The sequence below is a fragment of the Microbacterium sp. genome (genome assembly GCF_049661145.1).
Taxonomy (GTDB): Bacteria; Actinomycetota; Actinomycetes; order Actinomycetales; family Microbacteriaceae; genus Microbacterium.
This window is the reverse complement of record NZ_JBASZT010000036.1, coordinates 1-16,469: the sequence shown is the minus strand read 5'-3', so window position 1 is coordinate 16,469 and position 16,469 is coordinate 1. Positions and strand designations below refer to the sequence as shown.

Sequence of the window (16,469 nt, the reverse complement as noted above, 5' to 3'; positions counted from 1 at the left end):
GCCTCACGCAGCGCCCGCTCGGCGACACGGACCGCCTTCTGCGCCTCGCGGTACCGCTTGTCGGCGGCGATGTCGGCGGTCGGATCCTCCTGCACCGCCGGCATCACAGGCGCCACGCCGTCGAGCCGGGCCCCGATCGTCGCGGCAACGCCGTCGAGGCTGCGCTCCAGTCCGTAGGCGAACGAGTCCGTGTCGCCGAGGAGGACGCCGGCGTCGACAGCGGCGCGCAGGTCGGGGAACGCATCTGCCGTGATCAGGGCCCGATACAGCGCGTCCTCGCGGCGCGCGACGTCGGCGTCGGTCAGGCCGACGCCGTCACGGCGCGCCCGCGCATACCCCGCGTAGACGATGCCGGTCCAGCGCGCGAGCCCCGCCACCAGGAGGATCACCGCGAGCCGCTCCGGAATCGTCAGCGGAGTGTCGGCGAGCGCGTGCAGGCCGGCGTCCACCCAGGCCGAACTGTTGGGAGTCGCGGGCATCCCGGTGATCGGCACATCGAGCACCCACGGGTGGTCGAGGTAGCTCTGCACCTGTTCGCGGTAGTAGCATTCCAGCGCCTCGCGCCAGTCGGCCGCGCTGCGCACCGCCTCCGACGGCAGCCCCGTCGCCTCCTCCTGCATCAGCAGCACGAGGTCGTCCTTCGCGCTGACATAGCGGTACAGCGACATCGGCGTGTACCCGAGCCGCGCCGCCACGGCGGCCATCGACACCGCCGAGAGCCCTTCGGCATCCGCGATCTCCACTGCCGCCTCGACGATCCGCTCGACGGTCATCTCGCGTTTCGGCCCGCGCTGCGGCGCCGCCGCGACGCCCCACGCGAGCGCGAGTCCGCGCGGCAGCTCCGTCTCGGCTTCCGTCGTCACATCCTCCAGTCTAGAACTGTTTATTGTCTAAACTCTATGTTACTGTCATACACAGTATCGACCGTACACAGAAATCGACCGAAGAACAGAAGGAACAGGAGAAGCGATGACCGCTGCGATCGAGGTGACCGGCCTGCGCAAGAGCTTCGGCGGGCGCACCGTGCTCGACGGGATCGGGTTCGACGTGGCCCGGGGGGAGATCTTCGCCGTGCTAGGCCCCAACGGTGCCGGCAAGACCACGACCGTCGGCATCCTGACGACCCTCGTCAAGCCGGATGCCGGCACCGTACGCGTCTGCGGAATCGACGTCGCGCGGGACCCCGCCGCCGTCACCCGCCGTATCTCGCTCACCGGGCAGTCCGCGGCCGTCGACGACGTGCTCTCAGGGCGCGAGAACCTCATCATGATGGGCCGACTTTCGGGGCTCGCAACGCGACGCGCCCGCGCCGCCGCGGACGAACTGCTCGAGCGCTTCGATCTCGTCGGGGCCGCGCGCTCCCGCGTGAGCACCTACTCCGGCGGCATGCGCCGACGCCTCGACCTCGCCCTCAGCCTCGTCGTGACCCCCGAAGTGCTCTTTCTCGACGAACCGACGACGGGACTCGACACCCGCAGCCGCCGCGAGCTGTGGGACGCGATCCGCTCCCTCGCCGGTGGCGGCACGACCGTACTGATGACGACGCAGTACCTCGAAGAAGCGGACCTGCTCGCGGACCGCATCGCCGTCATCTCCGACGGGCGCATCGCCGCTCTCGGCACGGCGGCCGAGCTGAAGGCGCGCGTCGGCGGCGCGACCGTGGAGATTCACGGACCCGATGGCGCCGTCATCGAGCGCGCTCCCACCGACGGCACTGTCGCGGGTGTCCGCCGCGCCCTCGACACGGTGCACGCCGAGGGTGTCGTCGACATCCACCGTCCCACCCTCGATGACGTCTTCCTCTCCCTCACCACACGCGCTCTGGACCACGAGGCGCGCCCGACCGCCCTGGAGTCCGCATGACCGCCATCGCCCCCGCCACGGACGGCATCGCATCGACCGGCACCACCGTCCGCGCGCGCTTGGGCGGCATCGCCGCCGAGCGCATCTTCGTCAGGCGGAGTCTCGTGCACTCGCTGCGGGACGGCGAGTCGCTGCTCATGGCGATCCTGCTGCCTGTCATGCTCATGGTGCTGTTCACACAGGTCTTCGGCGGCGCCATCGCGCCCGGCGGCGGATACGTCGACTACATCGTGCCGGGCATCGTGCTGCTCTGCGCGGGATTCGGGGCGTCTTCGACGGCGTCCTCGGTCGCCCGCGATATGAGCACCGGCATCATCGACCGCTTCCGCACCATGCCACTACGCCCCGGCGCAGTGCTGACCGGACACGTCGTGGCGAGCCTCGTGCGCAATCTCGTCGCGACCGGCGTCGTCATCGTCGTCGCGCTGCTGCTGGGCTTCCGTCCCGACGCGGGAGTGCCCGGCTGGCTCGGCGCGCTGACGCTCATCTCGCTGTACATCCTCGCGATCACCTATCTCTTCGCGGCGATCGGGCTGGCTGCGGGTACTCCCGAAGCCGCCACGAGCTACGGATTCGTGCTCCTCTTTCTGCCCTACCTGTCGAGCGCGTTCGTGCCCGTCGACACCATGCCCGCGTGGCTGCAGCCGGTGGCCCGGTATCAGCCCATCACGCCGATCATCGAGACCCTGCGAGCACTGCTGATGGGCGCCGACCCCGGTGGTGAAGCCGGTTGGGCGATCGCGTGGTGCGTCGGCATCCTCGTCGTCGCGGTCGTGTGGGGGCGGTGGCTGTTCCGCGTCAAGAGCGGGCGACGCTGAGCCTCAGCGTCCGGGTATGCGCTTGATCGCGCTGTCCCACGCGTGCTTGGCGGATGCCGCGGCACGCCCGACGAGGTCGGCGGCAGCGGCGGCAGGCTCGGGCAGCGTCGTCGCGGCGGCGTCCGCGGCGACTACGCCGTCGCCGAAGAACGGGACGAGCCAGTCGTCGACGACGTCCAGCGGCGCCGTCTCCAGCGAGTAGAAGCGGTGCTGCCCCTCCTCGCGAACGGTGACGAGCTCGGCATCCCGCAGTACCTTGAGGTGCTTGGAGACCGTCGGCTGGCTCACCCCGAGCTCACTCACGATGTGCGAGACGCTCGTACCGCGCTCACCGTCGGAGGCGCGCTCGCGCAGCAACTGGAGGATGTCCCGACGGGTTCCGTCGGCGATCACGTCGAAGATGTCCGCCATGCCCTTAGGTTAGCCCGCGCCGCGCCCGGAGTACCATGACAACGATTCTTCGACGAGCATGGACGGACCCCGGTCAGGCACGAACGCAATAGAGCCAGTCGCGCACGCAGGGAAAGACGAGCCGCGCACGCAGAGAAAGCCAGCCGCGCACGCAGAGAAAGAGGGGACGGTCATGACGGCCGACACCGTCGGGGCTCGTGCGCGCCGCAGCCTGCAGAGCTTCGGCGCTGACATCTGGGATCGCCTGCGGCATCTGACCACGGCATCCCCTTCGCGCTTCGCCGTGCTCGTGTTCGTCACGCTCATCCTGCTGTTCACGGGACTGTTCTCGCTGCCCGCGGCATCCGCCGACGGTCAGATGACCCCCTTCGCCGACGCCCTCTTCACGGCGGTGTCCACGATCTGCGTGACGGGGCTCTCCACCGTGGACATGGGCACGCACTGGAGCCCCTTCGGGCACGTGCTCGTGTACATCGGCGTCAACGTCGGCGCGCTCGGCGTGCTGACCCTCGCGTCGATTCTGGGTCGGGTGATCTCCAAGCGGCTGGGGCTGCGCGCCAAGCTCATCGCGGCGGGCGACACGAATCCACTGCGTGCGCACGGCGGTCCCGTCAACGAGGGACAGACCGTGCGCCTGGGCGAGGTCGGCCAGCTGCTGTCGACGGTCGCGCTGTCGACCCTGGCGATCGAGGCGGGCCTTGCGATCCTGCTCTATCCGTCGATGCTCTTGAGCGGGATCGATCCCATCAACGCCCTGTGGGAGGCTCCCTACTACGCCGCCATGTCGTTCACCAACACCGGATTCGTACCGAACGCCGGCGGGCTCACGCCGTTCACGCACAACTACGCGGTGCTGACGCTGCTGATGGTCGGCGTCTTTCTCGGTTCGATCGGCTTCCCGGTGATATTCACGCTGTGGCGCTTCCACTTCCACACTCGCCGCTGGTCGCTGCACGCCAAGCTGACGCTCATCACGACGATGGTCCTGTTCTTCGCGGGCGCGGGCGTGCTCCTGCTGCTGGAGTACGACAATCCCAGGACCCTCGGCGGGATGGATGCCTGGGACACGACCTTCCAGGCCTTCTTCCTGTCCGCGATGACTCGGTCCGGCGGGTTCTCGATCATCGACATCGGCGAGCTGCACGGTTCGTCGCTCGTGGTCGGATCGATGCTCATGTTCGTCGGCGGCGGGTCGGCATCGACCGCGGGCGGCATCAAGGTGACGACCCTCGCCATCCTCGCGCTCGCGGTGTGGTCCGAGGCGAAGGGGCGCCAGAGCGTCGAGGCGTTCGGGCGCCGCATCCCGAGCGACGTGCAACGCGTGGCCCTGTCGGTCGTCGCGTGGGGCTCGACGATCGTGGCAGCGGCGACGATCACGATCGCGCAGATCACTCAGCATCCGATCGACTACGTGCTCTTTGACGTGATCTCGGGCTTTGCGACGGTCGGGCTGTCGACCGGTATCACGCGGGAACTCCCAGACTCGGCCGTGTACGTCATGGCGCTGACGATGTTCATGGGTCGCGTTGGTACAGTGACACTGGCTGCGGCCGTGGCCGCGACCTCGCGTTCGCAGCACTACTCCCTGCCCGTGGAAAGGCCCATCGTTGGTTAGGTGTCTCCTGGTGAGGTGTCTCCTTGGTTGAGCAGATCCGGAGCGACGCTCCGGTCCTGGTGATCGGCCTCGGCCGATTCGGCGCCGCGTGCGCCGGCGAGCTGGACCGACTCGATCGCGAAGTGCTCGCGATCGACGGCAACCTCGAACTCGTGCAGAAGTGGTCCGAACGCGTGACCCACGCCGTGCAGGCCGACGCCCGCAACATCGACGCCCTCAAGCAGATCGGCGCGCAGGACTTTCAAGTCGCCGTCGTCGCCGTGGGCTCGTCCATCGAGGCATCCGTGCTCATCACGGCGAACCTCGTCGACCTCAAGGTGCCGCAGATCTGGGCGAAGGCGGTGTCCCAGAGCCACGGCAAGATCCTCGCTCGCGTCGGCGCGAACCACGTGATCTACCCCGAGCGTGAGGCGGGCGAGCGCGTCGCGCATCTTGTCAGCGGGCGGATGCTGGACTTCATCCGTTTCGACGACGATTTCGTGCTCGCGAAGATGTACCCGCCGAAGTTCATCCGCGGCATCGGTCTGAACGAGTCGGGCGTGCGCTCGAAGTACAACGTGACGGTCGTCGGCGTGAAAAGTCCCGGCAAACCGTTCCGCTACGCGGAAGCCGGCACCGTCGTCACCAACCACGACCTCATCATCGTGTCGGGAACCAACAGCGACATCGAACGCTTCGCCGGCCTCGACCGTTGAGTCGAACCGGGGCAATGCCGCGCAGCGGAGTTGACGCGGTTCGACTCAAAGTTGAGCGAGCGTAGCGAGTCGAAACCCCGCCCTGCGCCGGGGCAATGCCGCGACTTGCCACGATCGGTCGTTGCGGCGGCGCAGACGCGACCAATCGCGGCAAGTCGGGCACGTGTGCGAGATCACCGTAGCCTGCTGCGGGCGCTAAGCGCCCGCAGCCAGTTCTTTGGCGCGAGCGAGAGCGGCATCGGTCGCCTCGGCGAAGACCCCGTCCAGGCGTGCGCTCTGCAGCACGGCGATCGCCGGCTCGGTCGTACCCTTCGGGCTCGTGACGCGTCGGCGGAGCTCGGCGGGATCCTCACCGGTCGCATCGAGCAGCGCGGCAGCGCCGATGAAGGTCTGCTCGACCATGAGGCGGGCTTCGACGTCGGAGAACCCCTTACCGCGCGCGGCTTCGGTGAGCTCCTCGATGAGCAGGAACACATAGGCGGGCCCCGACCCCGAGATCGTCGTCAACGCGTCGATCTGGTCTTCGGCGACCTCGATGACCACGCCGCACGTCTCGAACAGTGCCCGCACGATCGCGACGTCGGCGGCGGATGCCGCGGATCCCGCAGCCAGACCCGTGACTGCCTTGCCGACGACCGCGGGGGTGTTGGGCATCGCCCGCAGCACGGGAACACCCTCGCCGACGACCTCTTCGAACGTCTCGATCCTGATGCCCGCCGCAAGGCTCACGACGACCGCGCCGGGACGCAGGACCGATGCGATCTCACGCAGCACGTCGGGCGCGAGCAACGGTTTGACGCTGATCAGGACGATGTCGGCGTCGGCCGCCGCAACCCGGTTCGCCGAGGTGTCGCGTTCCAGCGCAAGGCTCGTGACCCCGCCGATTCCCGCCAGTTCGCCGGCCCTCGCGGCCGTGCGACTGGTCACGGTCACGTGCGGTGCCTGCCCCGACCGGACGAGGCTCCGCAGAATGGCCCCACCGATGGAACCACCACCCAGGATCGCGACGGAAGGAAGGTCGTGGAGCGCGTGGGACATCCCCCCACCCTAGCTTTTCAGGGGCGCTGCCGCGCCGTGGAGTGGCGAGCGCCGCGGGTCCCGGAAGACACTTCCGTTTGAGAAGTGCGCGGCGCGGGAAGCCCGGATTCTGCGAAGGTCCGCGGGGTAGGATTTCGGTATGACCCTCCTGGAAGGCATCGGCGCCCGGATCATCGACACGGATCGAATTCGCGTCGGCATCCTGGAGCGTGACGCCGACGACCTGGATACGTCGGCCGAGCAGACGGTCGTCCTCGTTCACGGAGATGTGTCGTCGAGCCTGTTCTGGCAGGAGATCATGCAGGATCTCCCCCACGATCTGCGAGTGATCGCGGTCGACCTGCGCGGATTCGGTGACACGGAGAGCCTGCCCGTGGACGCGACCCGCGGGGTCCGCGACTTCAGCGACGACCTCTACGCAACGCTGCAGGCGCTAGGGCTCGAAGCCACGCACCTGGTGGGCTGGTCGATGGGCGGCGGCGTCGTCATGCAGTACGCGATCGACCACCCCGTGCTCTCGCTGACGCTGCAGGCGCCGGTCTCGCCGTATGGTCTCGGCGGCACCCGGCGCGACGGCTCGCGCCTGACCGACGACGATGCCGGATGCGGCGGAGGCGTCGCGGACCCCGATTTCGTGCAGCGGCTGACCGATCGCGACACGACCGATGAGGCCCCGACATCGCCGCGCAGCGTTTTCCGGTCCGGCTACGTCGCCGCGGGATACACGAGCGCGCATGAAGACGTCTGGGTCGAGTCGATGAACACGACTTCCACGGCGACGGGCAACTACCCCGGCGACAGCATCGAGAGCCCGCATTGGCCGGGGTTCGGCGCGGGGACGACCGGCGTGCTCAACACGATGGCGCCCCGCTACTTCGACACGTCCAGCATCGTGGATCTCACGATCAAGCCGCCGATCCTATGGATCCATGGCACCGTCGACGCCATCGTCTCTGACACCTCCTGCTACGACCTCAACCGGCTCGGAGCGCTCGGTGTCATCCCCGGCTGGCCGGGCGCGGACGTCGCGCCCGCGCAAGAGATGGTCTCGCAGACGCGAGATGTGCTCGATGCCTATCGCGCCGCCGGCGGCGAGGTCACGGAAGTCGAGCTGCAGGGCGTCGGCCATTCCCCGCACCTGGAGCGTCCGACGGAGTTCCGCCGCGCGCTGCTCGAGGTCATCGGGTATATCGGCCGCCCCGCCTACCCCGCACCGCCCACCGAGGCGATCATCCTCAGCTCGTCGGACTGAGCCTCCGTTCGGCGCCGCACGTCGATGCGCGCGAGCCCGGCCAGGCCCGCCGCGTGTCAACGGCGCGCATCGAAGAATGCTCGCAGCAGAGCACGCGCTTCGGCCTCGCGGACGCCTCCCACGACCTCGGCCCGGACGGGCAGCCGCCGGTCGCGCAGCACATCATAGACAGAGCCTGCGGCGCCTGCCTTATCGTCCCAGGCACCGAAAACGACGCGCCCGATGCGCGCCTGCAGGATCGCGCCTGCACACATGAGGCAGGGTTCGAGAGTCACGGTCAGTGTGCAGCCCTCGAGGTTCCACGAGCCGACGGATGCTGCGCCAGCCCGCAGGGCGACGATCTCGGCGTGGGCGGTGGGATCGGCGATCGACTCGCGGAGGTTACGACCCTCGCCGAGGGGGGTGCCCACGGCATCCGTCACGACGGCACCGACCGGAATCTCCCCCGCCGCGCCAGCCGCTGCCGCCAACACCAGAGCGCGCTGCATGGCTGCGTCGTCACGGACGGGGACGGGAAGGGGCACGCGCCCAGCGTACGCGGCGGCATGACTCTCCCCGGCGCGTAGGCTGAGGGGCATGCGCGTGCACGTGGCCGACCATCCCCTCATCACCCACAAGCTCACCGTGCTGCGCGACGAGCGCACACCGTCGCCGGTTTTCCGCCAACTGACCGAGGAGCTCGTCACACTTCTCGCCTACGAGGCCACGCGCGCCGTGCGCGTCGAGGAGGTCGAGATCACGACGCCCGTAGCGACGACCACGGGCGTCCACATCGGCGAGCCCCTGCCGTTGGTCGTGCCGATCCTGCGCGCCGGGCTCGGGATGCTGGAGGGCATGGTGAAGCTCCTGCCCACCGCCGAGGTGGGGTTTCTGGGGATGGCCCGCAATGAGGAGACGCTTCAGCCGTACACCTATGCCGAGCGGCTGCCCGAGGACCTCAGCTCTCGGCAGTGCTTCGTGCTCGACCCGATGCTCGCCACCGGCGGCTCGCTTGGCGCGGCCATCGACTTCCTCTTCGCACGGGGTGCGCGCGACGTGACCGCGATCTGCATCCTGGGTGCGCCCGAGGGCGTCGCCAAGATCGAACAACAGGTGGGCGACCGCGATGTCACGCTCGTGCTCGGCGCGCTGGATCAGCGCCTCAATGAGCGGGGCTACATCGTGCCGGGCCTCGGCGATGCGGGTGACCGGCTCTACGGGACGGTCTGAGCTCGGGCGCGTGACGCGATCCGTCCGCGGGGCACAGGTGTTGCCCGACTCGTCGGGTCGCAAATGGTCGCCACGGGCCGCGCAATGCGACCAGAAGCGACCCGCCGAGCGGTGAGCGCCTTGCGGGCACCCCCGCCGGGTTGCAAATGGTCGCCACCAGCCGAGAATTGCGGCCACCTGCGACCCGCCGAGCACTTGCGAGGTGGATGGCGCAGAACGCCGTCCCACCGACGCACCTCGGCGCCGAGTGCACCGGTTGCGCCAGCGCCGGCCGGTCGTGGGCAGCCCATAGCCGGCTCAGTCGCGCGTGACCGGCGCACTCAAGTGCGGGCTAGAGAGAGTCCGCGCCCACGAGGCGCGCGAACGCGCTCAGGCGCGCGACGCCGTCGGGTGTGCGCGGCAGGTCGTCTAGCAATCCCGTGCCGTAGACCACGTACGCGGTGTGCTGGGCGCGCGAGATGGCGACGTTGAGCCGGTTCTGCAGCAGCAGGAACTCCAGGCCACGCGGCGCGTCTCGTCCGCTGGATGCCGCGAGCGACACGATCGCGACAGCTGCTTCCTGCCCCTGGAACTTGTCCACCGTGCCCACCGGGACGGCTCCGAACCCGGCCGCGATCAGGGTCTCTTCGACCAGTACCTGTTGCGCGTTGTACGGCGTGACCACGATGAGATCGGACGGTACCAGCGGACGCGGCACGTCTCCTTCCCCACCCGTCCACGACCGGCCGACGAGGTCACGGACGATCGCGACGACGGCGTCCCCCTCTTCGGAGGACTGCGTCGCATTGCCGGTGTGACCCAGCGGCAGCGGGATCACCCCGGGCGCGACACCGTCGAGCGTGCGCTCCGACGTGCAGGGGTGCGCAGCGAGCCGCCCCTCGTACGACAGCTCTGAGACCGCAGCGGCGACCTCGGGGCGCATCCGCCGGGTCTGCGCGAGGAAGTAGCCGCGGTCCTCCGCGACGACCGCGGCGCCGTCCATCACCCAGCCGAGAGCGGACGTGTCGACCGGTTCCGGGTGTGTGCCTTGGCTCACCTGCGGCAACTGCTGCGGGTCGCCGAGGAGCAGCAGGCGCTGCGCCGCCACCGACACCGCGATCGTCGAGGCGAGCGAGAACTGACCGGCCTCGTCGATCACGAGCAGGTCGAGGCTGCCGCGCGGCACACGCCCGACGTGACTGAGATCCCACGCCGTGCCGCCGATGACGAACCCCTCTGGGTGCTGCTCGGCGAACGCGACGTAACCGTTCTTCGCGATCGCCGTGAAGCACTCATCCCCCGTCGGCGCACCCTTGGTGGCCTTGCCGACCTGCGAGGCCGGAAGACCCGCCGCCACGACGCCGTCGAGAAGGTGCTCGACGACCGCGTGGGACTGGGCGACGACGCCGACCTTGTACCCGCGCTCGGCGACGAGCCGCGCGATGACGTGCGACCCCACGTAGGTCTTGCCCGTTCCCGGCGGACCCTGCACGGCCAGGTAGCTGCGGTCGAGGTCGTGGACGGTTCGCGCGATGTCATCGATGTCATCGGAACCGCCGTGGGCGATCGTTCCGCTGCGCGTGCGCGGGACCCGACGCGCCAGCACGTCGGTGGCCGGGTCGCGCGGGAACGCATCGGCGGTGGCGGGAGATGCCGAGATCAACCCGTCCGCCCAGTGGTCGATCGCGGCCTGCTGGCTGCCCGCTTGCGGCGGCGCCGGCGGCGTCAGCGCGATCGGCAGCTCCTGCCAGGTGAAACCGCCGATCGAGTTCTCCTCGATGACCGCGCCGTCGTCGAGGACCTCGACCACACGCACCGATCGTGCCGCGTGGATCCACCGAGGGCTGGTCTCGATCGGGAAAGGTGCCGGCAGCTGGTACAGGACGAACGTCGTCGAATCGGCGGTCAGCTTGGTGCCGGGCGCGAGATCGCCGCGCAGCTCCACGACCCGCCGCTGTACTCGCGCCCCTTCGGGCAGGTGCCAATCCGTCAGCACACGGCAGCGGTCGTGGTCGAAGACGACGACGTCGCGGGTGTCCTCCCAGATCGAGACGGGTTCCCGCAACCGCAGGAAGTGCGTCGCCCAGAACGTCTTCGCTTCGCGCGGGTAGTAGTCGATCGCGGCGGCGCCGAGCCGCAGCGCGGCGACAGCAGCGCTGTCAGCCGCGGTCGCGCGGTCGGCGGCGGCATCGTCGTCGGCGAGGTGGCGAGAGGAGAGAGAGGATGCTGCCGCGTCGGCGAGCCGGGTGAGGGCTTCGGCTCGCGGCGACGGCTCGTAGGGACGCTCCGCCGCATCGATGTCGGCGGACGGCTTCAGGCCCGCTTCGCGGGCGCGGTCGACGAGCCAGTTGCGCAGGCGTCGAGTGGAGACGCAGTCGTAACGGTTGTAGTCCGCGAGGTCCGCGAGGATCGCGGCGGCATCGGCTTCGTGCCCCGCATCCTGCAGAGCACGGGCCTCGACGTACTTCACGATCGAGTCATCGCCGCGCTGCACGTCGCTCGTTCGCACGTCGGCGCCCATGTACAGCGGCTCGAGCTTCTTGATCGAGTACGAGCGTGACCCCACGCGCAGCGCGCGACGGACGATCGGGTAGAGATCGACGAACACGCCCTCGCGCAGCAGTGTGTCGACCTCTGCTTCGCGGACGCCGTAACGCGCCGCCATGGCGAGCAGATGCGTCGGCTCGTACGGTGCGTAGTGGTAGATGTGCATTCCCGGATGCTGCCGCCGCCGCAGCGTGACGAGGTCGAGGAAGTCTTCGAGCGTCCGCTTCTCATCGGTGAAGTCGTGCGCCCACAGCGCCGAGTACTGCTCTTCGTCGTCCACCCAGCCGAAGAGGTAGTCGATACCCCACAGAGCCGACGACGCCCCGGGCGTTCCGTTCGACGCGCTCTCGGTATAGAGGGGGTCGCCCTCGAAGTCGAAGAACAGGTCACCGCGGTCGGGCCGTGGCAGCGCACCGATCGCCCTCGCGAACACGACCTCGTAGGTCGGCACCGCGTGAGGGTCGGGAGTGTCCCCCACTCCTCCCGCCGGGCTCGTCAGCTGCAGCCGTGCTTGGGTGCGCAGGCCCGCGAACGTGTCCCACGACATCCGTTCCGGCGCCGCGCGCGCTGCGGCGAGATCGTCGATCGTGCGGATGCCGGCGCCGCGCAGCCGGTCGCGCTGCACGGGACGCATGCCCGCCACCAGCAGGAGGTCGCGGTGTGCGATGACCTCGTTATCGCACGTCGCGCAGCGTCCGCAGGCCACGACCCGCAGGTCACCACGGTCGTCTCCCCAGGCAATGGCCTCGCCATCAGCGCCGGCCGCCAGTTCGCGGTCGGCGATGAGCGCGCGGAGACGTTCACGCCGCAGGCGGAAGACGGGAAGCAGGTCGCGCACGAGATGCGACGCGGTGGTGCCGTCGCCGAGGAGGAGTTCGACGCGATCGCTATGACGGATGCCGAGGCGATCGAGCTGATCGACATATGCCGCCAACTGCATAAGCGCCGTCACGCGGGCGTGGCGCGCGAGCTTGGTGTCTTGCACGACCCAGGATCCGGCGTCATCGCGGACGAGGAAGTCGGCGAATCCGACGAACTCGTCGGTCGCGAACACCGCCTGATAGATGACGGCGAAGTCGGGGGCGGCGAGCGCCGCATTGGTCATGGCGACAGCCGCGGCGATCGCCCCGGCATCCGACGATCGCGTCTCGGGCACCTCGACGACGCGACCCGGATGCTGTGCGCGGTAGGCGTCGAGTTGGCGCAGTTCGTGCTGTGTGCCGAGCCGGCCCGCGCGGGCGCGCGTGAGGTCCTCGGGCTCTTCGACGGCGGAGACCCGGCCGAGCTTCGCGTCGAGCTGGCGCAGCCACGCGAACTCGCACTCTGCGGCGGCCTTGAGGTCGCTCGCGCTCCAGACGATCCGCGCGGGCGTCGCGCCCGCCGCTTCGATGTATCGCATGTCATCCTTCCGCGATCGACACTAGCCGCGGCATCCGACACGGCCGCCGGGACGTGGGCGCCGGGCTGTGGGCGCGGGGACGTCAGGCGGACTGTTCGATCGCCGCCGCCGGCTCTCGGCATCCCTGCCAGACTGGAGACGTGAGCGAGAACCTGCCGTTTGAGAGCCTGTACCGTCACGGGTTCGCGCGGATCGCGGCGTGCACGGTCCCCGTCCAGATCGCCGATCCGGCTCGTAACGCCGATGCGGTCCTCGCCGCCGCGCACGAAGCACACGAGGCGGGGGCCGCGGTGGCGCTGTTCCCGGAGCTGTGCCTCACCGGGTACGCGATCGACGACCTCGTGATGCAGGATGCCGTCCTGGACGCCGTCCGCTCGGCGATCGCGTCTCTCGCCGCTGCCTCCGCCGAGCTACGTCCGCTGCTCGTCGTCGGTGCGCCGCTGCTGCTGGGTGCGCGACTGTACAACTGCGCCGTCGTGATCCACCGCGGACGGGTGCTGGGCATCGCCCCGAAGTCGTACCTGCCGACCTATCGCGAGTTCTACGAAGCCCGGTGGTACGCGGCCGGCGCAACGGCCCCGGCATCCGCCGTCATCGGCGGCGACGAGGTTCCGGTGGGCACCGATCTGCTGTTCGAGGCGTCGGACGTGCCGGGCCTCGTCGTGCACGCCGAGGTGTGCGAGGACATGTGGGTGCCGGTGCCGCCGTCCTCGACGGCGGCACTCGCGGGCGCGACCGTGCTGCTCAACCTCTCCGGCAGCCCCATCACCGTCGCCCGCGCCGACGACCGGCACCTCCTCGCGAAGTCGCAGTCGTTCCGCTGCCTCGCCGCCTACGTGTACGCGGCGGCGGGTCAGGGCGAGTCGACGAACGACGTGTCGTGGGACGGTCAGACGATGATCTACGAGGCGGGCACGCTGCTCGCCGAGACCGAGCGCTTTCCCGACGGACCCCGCATCGCCTACGCCGACGTCGACCTCGACCGGCTGCGGCAGGATCGCCTGCGTCAGGGCACCTTCGACGACAACCGCACCGATGTCCGGCCGACGGCGCGTCGCGTCGCGTTCGAGGTGGATGCATCGTCGATCATGGCATCCGACCTGGGGCTGCGTCGCCCGCTCGACCGCTTTCCGTTCGTGCCGGACGACCCCGCGCGGCTCGATCAGGACTGCTACGAGGCGTTCAACATCCAGGTGTCGGGGCTCGAACAGCGCATGCGCGCGATCGGCTCGCCCAAGCCCGTGATCGGCGTGAGCGGCGGCCTCGACTCGACGCACGCGCTGCTCGTCGTCGCGCGCGCGATGGATCGGATGGGCCGCCCGCGCAGCGACATCCTCGCGTACACCATGCCCGGTTTCGCGACGAGCGACCACACGAAATCCAACGCGCTCGCCCTCGCCGAGGCGATCGGCGCGTCGATCGAGACGATCGACATCCGCCCGATGGCGATGGAACTGCTGAAGGGCATCGATCACCCGTACGCGCACGGCGAGCCGGTGTACGACGTGACGTTCGAGAACGTGCAGGCCGGCGCGCGCACCGACTTCCTGTTCCGCCTCGCGAACCGGCACGGCGGCTACGTCGTCGGCACGTCCGACCTGTCGGAACTCGCCCTCGGCTGGGCGACGTACGGCGTCGGCGACCAGATGAGCCACTACGCCGTCAACGCGGGCGTGCCCAAGACCCTCATCCAGCACCTCATCCGGTGGGTGATCGCGCACTCCGGCGCGGGCGAATCGGGCACCGACCTCACGGATGCCGCGAAAACCGTCCTGCAATCGGTGCTCGACACCGAGATCAGCCCCGAGCTCGTGCCCGCGGGGCAGGACGGCAAGGTCCAGTCCACGCAGAACACCATCGGGCCCTACGCGCTGCACGACTTCACGCTGTTCCACGTGCTGCGCTACGGGTTTCGCCCGTCGAAGATCGTGTTCCTCGCGGAGCGGGCGTGGCAGGACGCGGATGCCGGGGCCTGGCCGCCCGGGTTCCCGGCATCCGACCGCTACGGGTACGACCGCGCCGAGATCGTGCGCTGGATGCGGGTGTTCCTGAAGCGGTTCTTCGGGTTCGCGCAGTTCAAGCGGACGGCGATTCCCAACGGGCCCAAGGTGCTTCCGGCGGGGTCGCTGTCACCGCGCGGCGACTGGCGTGCACCGAGCGACGGCAACCCCGCGGCGTGGCTCGCAGAACTGGACGCCGCGCTCGGCGAGGGGTGAGTGGTGAGGGATTCGGCGAGGTCCCGGGGTCAGGCCTTCGGCAGCTCGCCCACTGCGACCGTGATGAGCCAGCTGTCGCGTGAGGCGTCGATGAGGGCGTAGTGCATCTTGCGATCGGGAATCCAGCCTTTGTGGCGACCAGAGTCCAGTCGCACGTGCTCGGGGGAAACGCGCACCCCGCGGCCATCCGCTTCGAGCACGGCCTGGACGCGCACCCAGTGCTGCAGGAGATCGGGGATGTTGCTCCCGTCGAACAACCGCGAGTGCTTCTGCATCTGGCGGATATCGCCCGCCTCCGGCGTCGAGTCACGGATGTCGATGCCCAACGGCAGCCCGGGATCGCAGATCGCGACGACCGTCGCCGCCCGGTAGCTCGCGGTCACGATCGCGATCGGCAACTCTGCGCCGTCCTTCGACGCGATCAGCCGCGTGTGGTAGCCGAACCCACGCGGCGCCTCGCGGTCGATCCTCACCTCGCGGGCTTCGCAATGCAGCCGGGAGGCGATGAGCTCCTTCGCGAGAATCCGGCGACGGTCGTGCACCGTCGTGCCGGGGTCCCATCCGAGCCGCGCCTCAACGCCCGCCGGTGTGTCGAGCAGAACCGTCTGCAGTGTCATGTCGCTCCTTCGGATGTGCACGATGGATGCCGTTGACTCACCATCTTCTCCCACATCCGCAGCACACCGACACGAAACCGACGTGACAAACCCGCGCCGCGCACTTCTGGGCGCTCCCGGAGAACCGGGGCGGATGCCTCGGCACGGCCGTCAAGCGCGGGCCACGACATCCTGATGGATGACGCTGGGCCCCTGCGGCGTCGCTTCGACGACGAGCTGCGCGGGGATCTGCTCCTTCATCGCCTCGACGTGGCTGATGACGCCGACGGTGCGGCCGCCGGCCCGCAGCTCGTCGAGCGTGCGCATCGCGAGCTCCAGGGTTTCGGGGTCGAGCGACCCGAACCCCTCGTCGACGAAGAGGGTGTCGAGCCGGATGCCTCCGGCGCGCGAGGTCACGACCTCGCCGAGCCCGAGGGCGAGCGCGAGCGAGGCGAGGAAGGTCTCGCCGCCCGACAGCGACTGCGGCGAGCGCAGCCTGCCGGTTTGCGCGTCGAGCACCTCGATGCCGAGTCCCGACGCGCGCCCTCGCGCCGCCCGCGCATCGGAGTGGTGCAGCGAGTAGCGACCGGACGACATCTCCGCGAGGCGCAGGTTCGCGGCGGCGACGATCTCCTCCAGCTCGGCGGCGAGGACGAACGTCTCGAGGTCCATCTTCATCGTGTTCGGTGCCCGCCCCGCGACGGTGTCGGCGAGTCGCGTGACGACTGCGGCCTCGTCGGCGGCGCCCGCCACGTCGACGTACGCTGCCTCGGTCTGCGCCAGCAGGTCGCGGAGTCGCTGCGCGACGCCGACGGCGTCACGGTGCACGGC

General features: G+C 69.5%; 14 protein-coding genes. 7 read left to right on the top strand and 7 right to left on the bottom strand.

Annotated elements, in window-relative coordinates; all coding sequences use genetic code 11:
* Nucleotides 1-863 (bottom strand): TetR/AcrR family transcriptional regulator (locus WBP48_RS01565; protein WP_424435062.1); only part of this gene is annotated, 863 nt, incomplete at its 3' end.
* Between the two features lie 106 nt (nucleotides 864-969).
* On the opposite strand from WBP48_RS01565, the gene WBP48_RS01560 reads away from it, so the two are divergent.
* Together WBP48_RS01560 and WBP48_RS01555 are read left to right on the top strand one after the other, a co-directional pair.
* Nucleotides 970-1,863, top strand: coding sequence for an ATP-binding cassette domain-containing protein (locus WBP48_RS01560; RefSeq protein WP_424435059.1), 894 nt, complete (start codon nucleotides 970-972; stop codon nucleotides 1,861-1,863).
* Entirely contained in the window at nucleotides 1,860-2,681 is an 822-nt protein-coding gene (locus tag WBP48_RS01555; protein ID WP_424435056.1) for an ABC transporter permease, read from the top strand. The genes WBP48_RS01560 and WBP48_RS01555 overlap by 4 nt, the downstream gene beginning before the upstream one ends.
* Nucleotides 2,682-2,684: 3 nt before the next feature.
* Here the strand turns inward: WBP48_RS01555 and WBP48_RS01550 are convergent, their stop codons facing one another.
* Entirely contained in the window at nucleotides 2,685-3,092 is a 408-nt protein-coding gene (locus WBP48_RS01550) for an ArsR/SmtB family transcription factor (protein WP_424435053.1), read from the bottom strand.
* A gap of 172 nt (nucleotides 3,093-3,264) precedes the next feature.
* On the opposite strand from WBP48_RS01550, the gene WBP48_RS01545 reads away from it, so the two are divergent.
* Nucleotides 3,265-4,707 carry a TrkH family potassium uptake protein gene (locus WBP48_RS01545; protein ID WP_424435050.1) on the top strand — a complete coding sequence of 481 codons (1,443 nt, stop codon included), beginning with the start codon at nucleotides 3,265-3,267 and terminating at the stop codon, nucleotides 4,705-4,707.
* A 23-nt stretch (nucleotides 4,708-4,730) separates the two neighbouring features.
* Nucleotides 4,731-5,402: a potassium channel family protein gene (locus WBP48_RS01540; RefSeq protein ID WP_424435047.1), complete on the top strand. Its 672-nt coding sequence runs from the start codon at nucleotides 4,731-4,733 to the stop codon at nucleotides 5,400-5,402.
* A 195-nt stretch (nucleotides 5,403-5,597) separates the two neighbouring features.
* Here WBP48_RS01540 and proC read toward each other — a convergent pair whose 3' ends face one another.
* Nucleotides 5,598-6,440, bottom strand: a complete 843-nt coding sequence (gene proC, locus WBP48_RS01535) for a pyrroline-5-carboxylate reductase (protein WP_424435044.1) — start codon at nucleotides 6,438-6,440, stop codon at nucleotides 5,598-5,600.
* Nucleotides 6,441-6,579: 139 nt separating this feature from the next.
* On the opposite strand from proC, the gene WBP48_RS01530 reads away from it, so the two are divergent.
* Nucleotides 6,580-7,692, top strand: a complete 1,113-nt coding sequence (locus WBP48_RS01530; RefSeq protein ID WP_424435041.1) for an alpha/beta fold hydrolase — start codon at nucleotides 6,580-6,582, stop codon at nucleotides 7,690-7,692.
* A gap of 56 nt (nucleotides 7,693-7,748) precedes the next feature.
* On the opposite strand, the gene WBP48_RS01525 is transcribed toward WBP48_RS01530, so the two are convergent.
* Nucleotides 7,749-8,180: a nucleoside deaminase gene (locus tag WBP48_RS01525; RefSeq protein ID WP_424435065.1), complete on the bottom strand. Its 432-nt coding sequence runs from the start codon at nucleotides 8,178-8,180 to the stop codon at nucleotides 7,749-7,751.
* Between the two features lie 88 nt (nucleotides 8,181-8,268).
* On the opposite strand from WBP48_RS01525, the gene upp reads away from it, so the two are divergent.
* A complete protein-coding gene (gene upp, locus WBP48_RS01520) occupies nucleotides 8,269-8,901 on the top strand; it encodes a uracil phosphoribosyltransferase (protein WP_424435038.1) in 633 nt (210 codons plus the stop codon).
* A 331-nt stretch (nucleotides 8,902-9,232) separates the two neighbouring features.
* On the opposite strand, the gene WBP48_RS01515 is transcribed toward upp, so the two are convergent.
* A complete protein-coding gene (locus WBP48_RS01515; protein ID WP_424435035.1) occupies nucleotides 9,233-12,826 on the bottom strand; it encodes a TM0106 family RecB-like putative nuclease in 3,594 nt (1,197 codons plus the stop codon).
* 140 nt (nucleotides 12,827-12,966) lie between these two features.
* Between WBP48_RS01515 and WBP48_RS01510 the strand changes: the two genes are divergently transcribed.
* On the top strand, nucleotides 12,967-15,042 hold the full coding sequence (locus WBP48_RS01510) for an NAD(+) synthase (protein ID WP_424435032.1): 2,076 nt from the start codon (nucleotides 12,967-12,969) through the stop codon (nucleotides 15,040-15,042).
* Nucleotides 15,043-15,071: 29 nt separating this feature from the next.
* Here the strand turns inward: WBP48_RS01510 and WBP48_RS01505 are convergent, their stop codons facing one another.
* Both WBP48_RS01505 and WBP48_RS01500 read right to left on the bottom strand, forming a co-directional pair.
* A complete protein-coding gene (locus WBP48_RS01505) occupies nucleotides 15,072-15,659 on the bottom strand; it encodes a hypothetical protein (RefSeq protein ID WP_424435029.1) in 588 nt (195 codons plus the stop codon).
* A gap of 150 nt (nucleotides 15,660-15,809) precedes the next feature.
* Nucleotides 15,810-16,469 (bottom strand): SbcC/MukB-like Walker B domain-containing protein (locus WBP48_RS01500; RefSeq protein WP_424435026.1); only part of this gene is annotated, 660 nt, incomplete at its 5' end.

Bases quoted from the DNA above. Each gene is read 5' to 3' on its own strand.
- WBP48_RS01560 (WP_424435059.1), top strand. From the start codon at position 970: ATGACCGCTGCGATCGAGGTGACCGGCCTGCGCAAGAGCTTCGGCGGG.
- WBP48_RS01555 (WP_424435056.1), top strand. From the start codon at position 1,860: ATGACCGCCATCGCCCCCGCCACGGACGGCATCGCATCGACCGGCACC.
- WBP48_RS01550 (WP_424435053.1), bottom strand. From the start codon at position 3,092: ATGGCGGACATCTTCGACGTGATCGCCGACGGAACCCGTCGGGACATC.
- WBP48_RS01545 (WP_424435050.1), top strand. From the start codon at position 3,265: ATGACGGCCGACACCGTCGGGGCTCGTGCGCGCCGCAGCCTGCAGAGC.
- proC (WP_424435044.1), bottom strand. From the start codon at position 6,440: ATGTCCCACGCGCTCCACGACCTTCCTTCCGTCGCGATCCTGGGTGGT.
- WBP48_RS01530 (WP_424435041.1), top strand. From the start codon at position 6,580: ATGACCCTCCTGGAAGGCATCGGCGCCCGGATCATCGACACGGATCGA.
- WBP48_RS01525 (WP_424435065.1), bottom strand. From the start codon at position 8,180: ATGCAGCGCGCTCTGGTGTTGGCGGCAGCGGCTGGCGCGGCGGGGGAG.
- upp (WP_424435038.1), top strand. From the start codon at position 8,269: ATGCGCGTGCACGTGGCCGACCATCCCCTCATCACCCACAAGCTCACC.
- WBP48_RS01515 (WP_424435035.1), bottom strand. From the start codon at position 12,826: ATGCGATACATCGAAGCGGCGGGCGCGACGCCCGCGCGGATCGTCTGG.
- WBP48_RS01505 (WP_424435029.1), bottom strand. From the start codon at position 15,659: ATGACACTGCAGACGGTTCTGCTCGACACACCGGCGGGCGTTGAGGCG.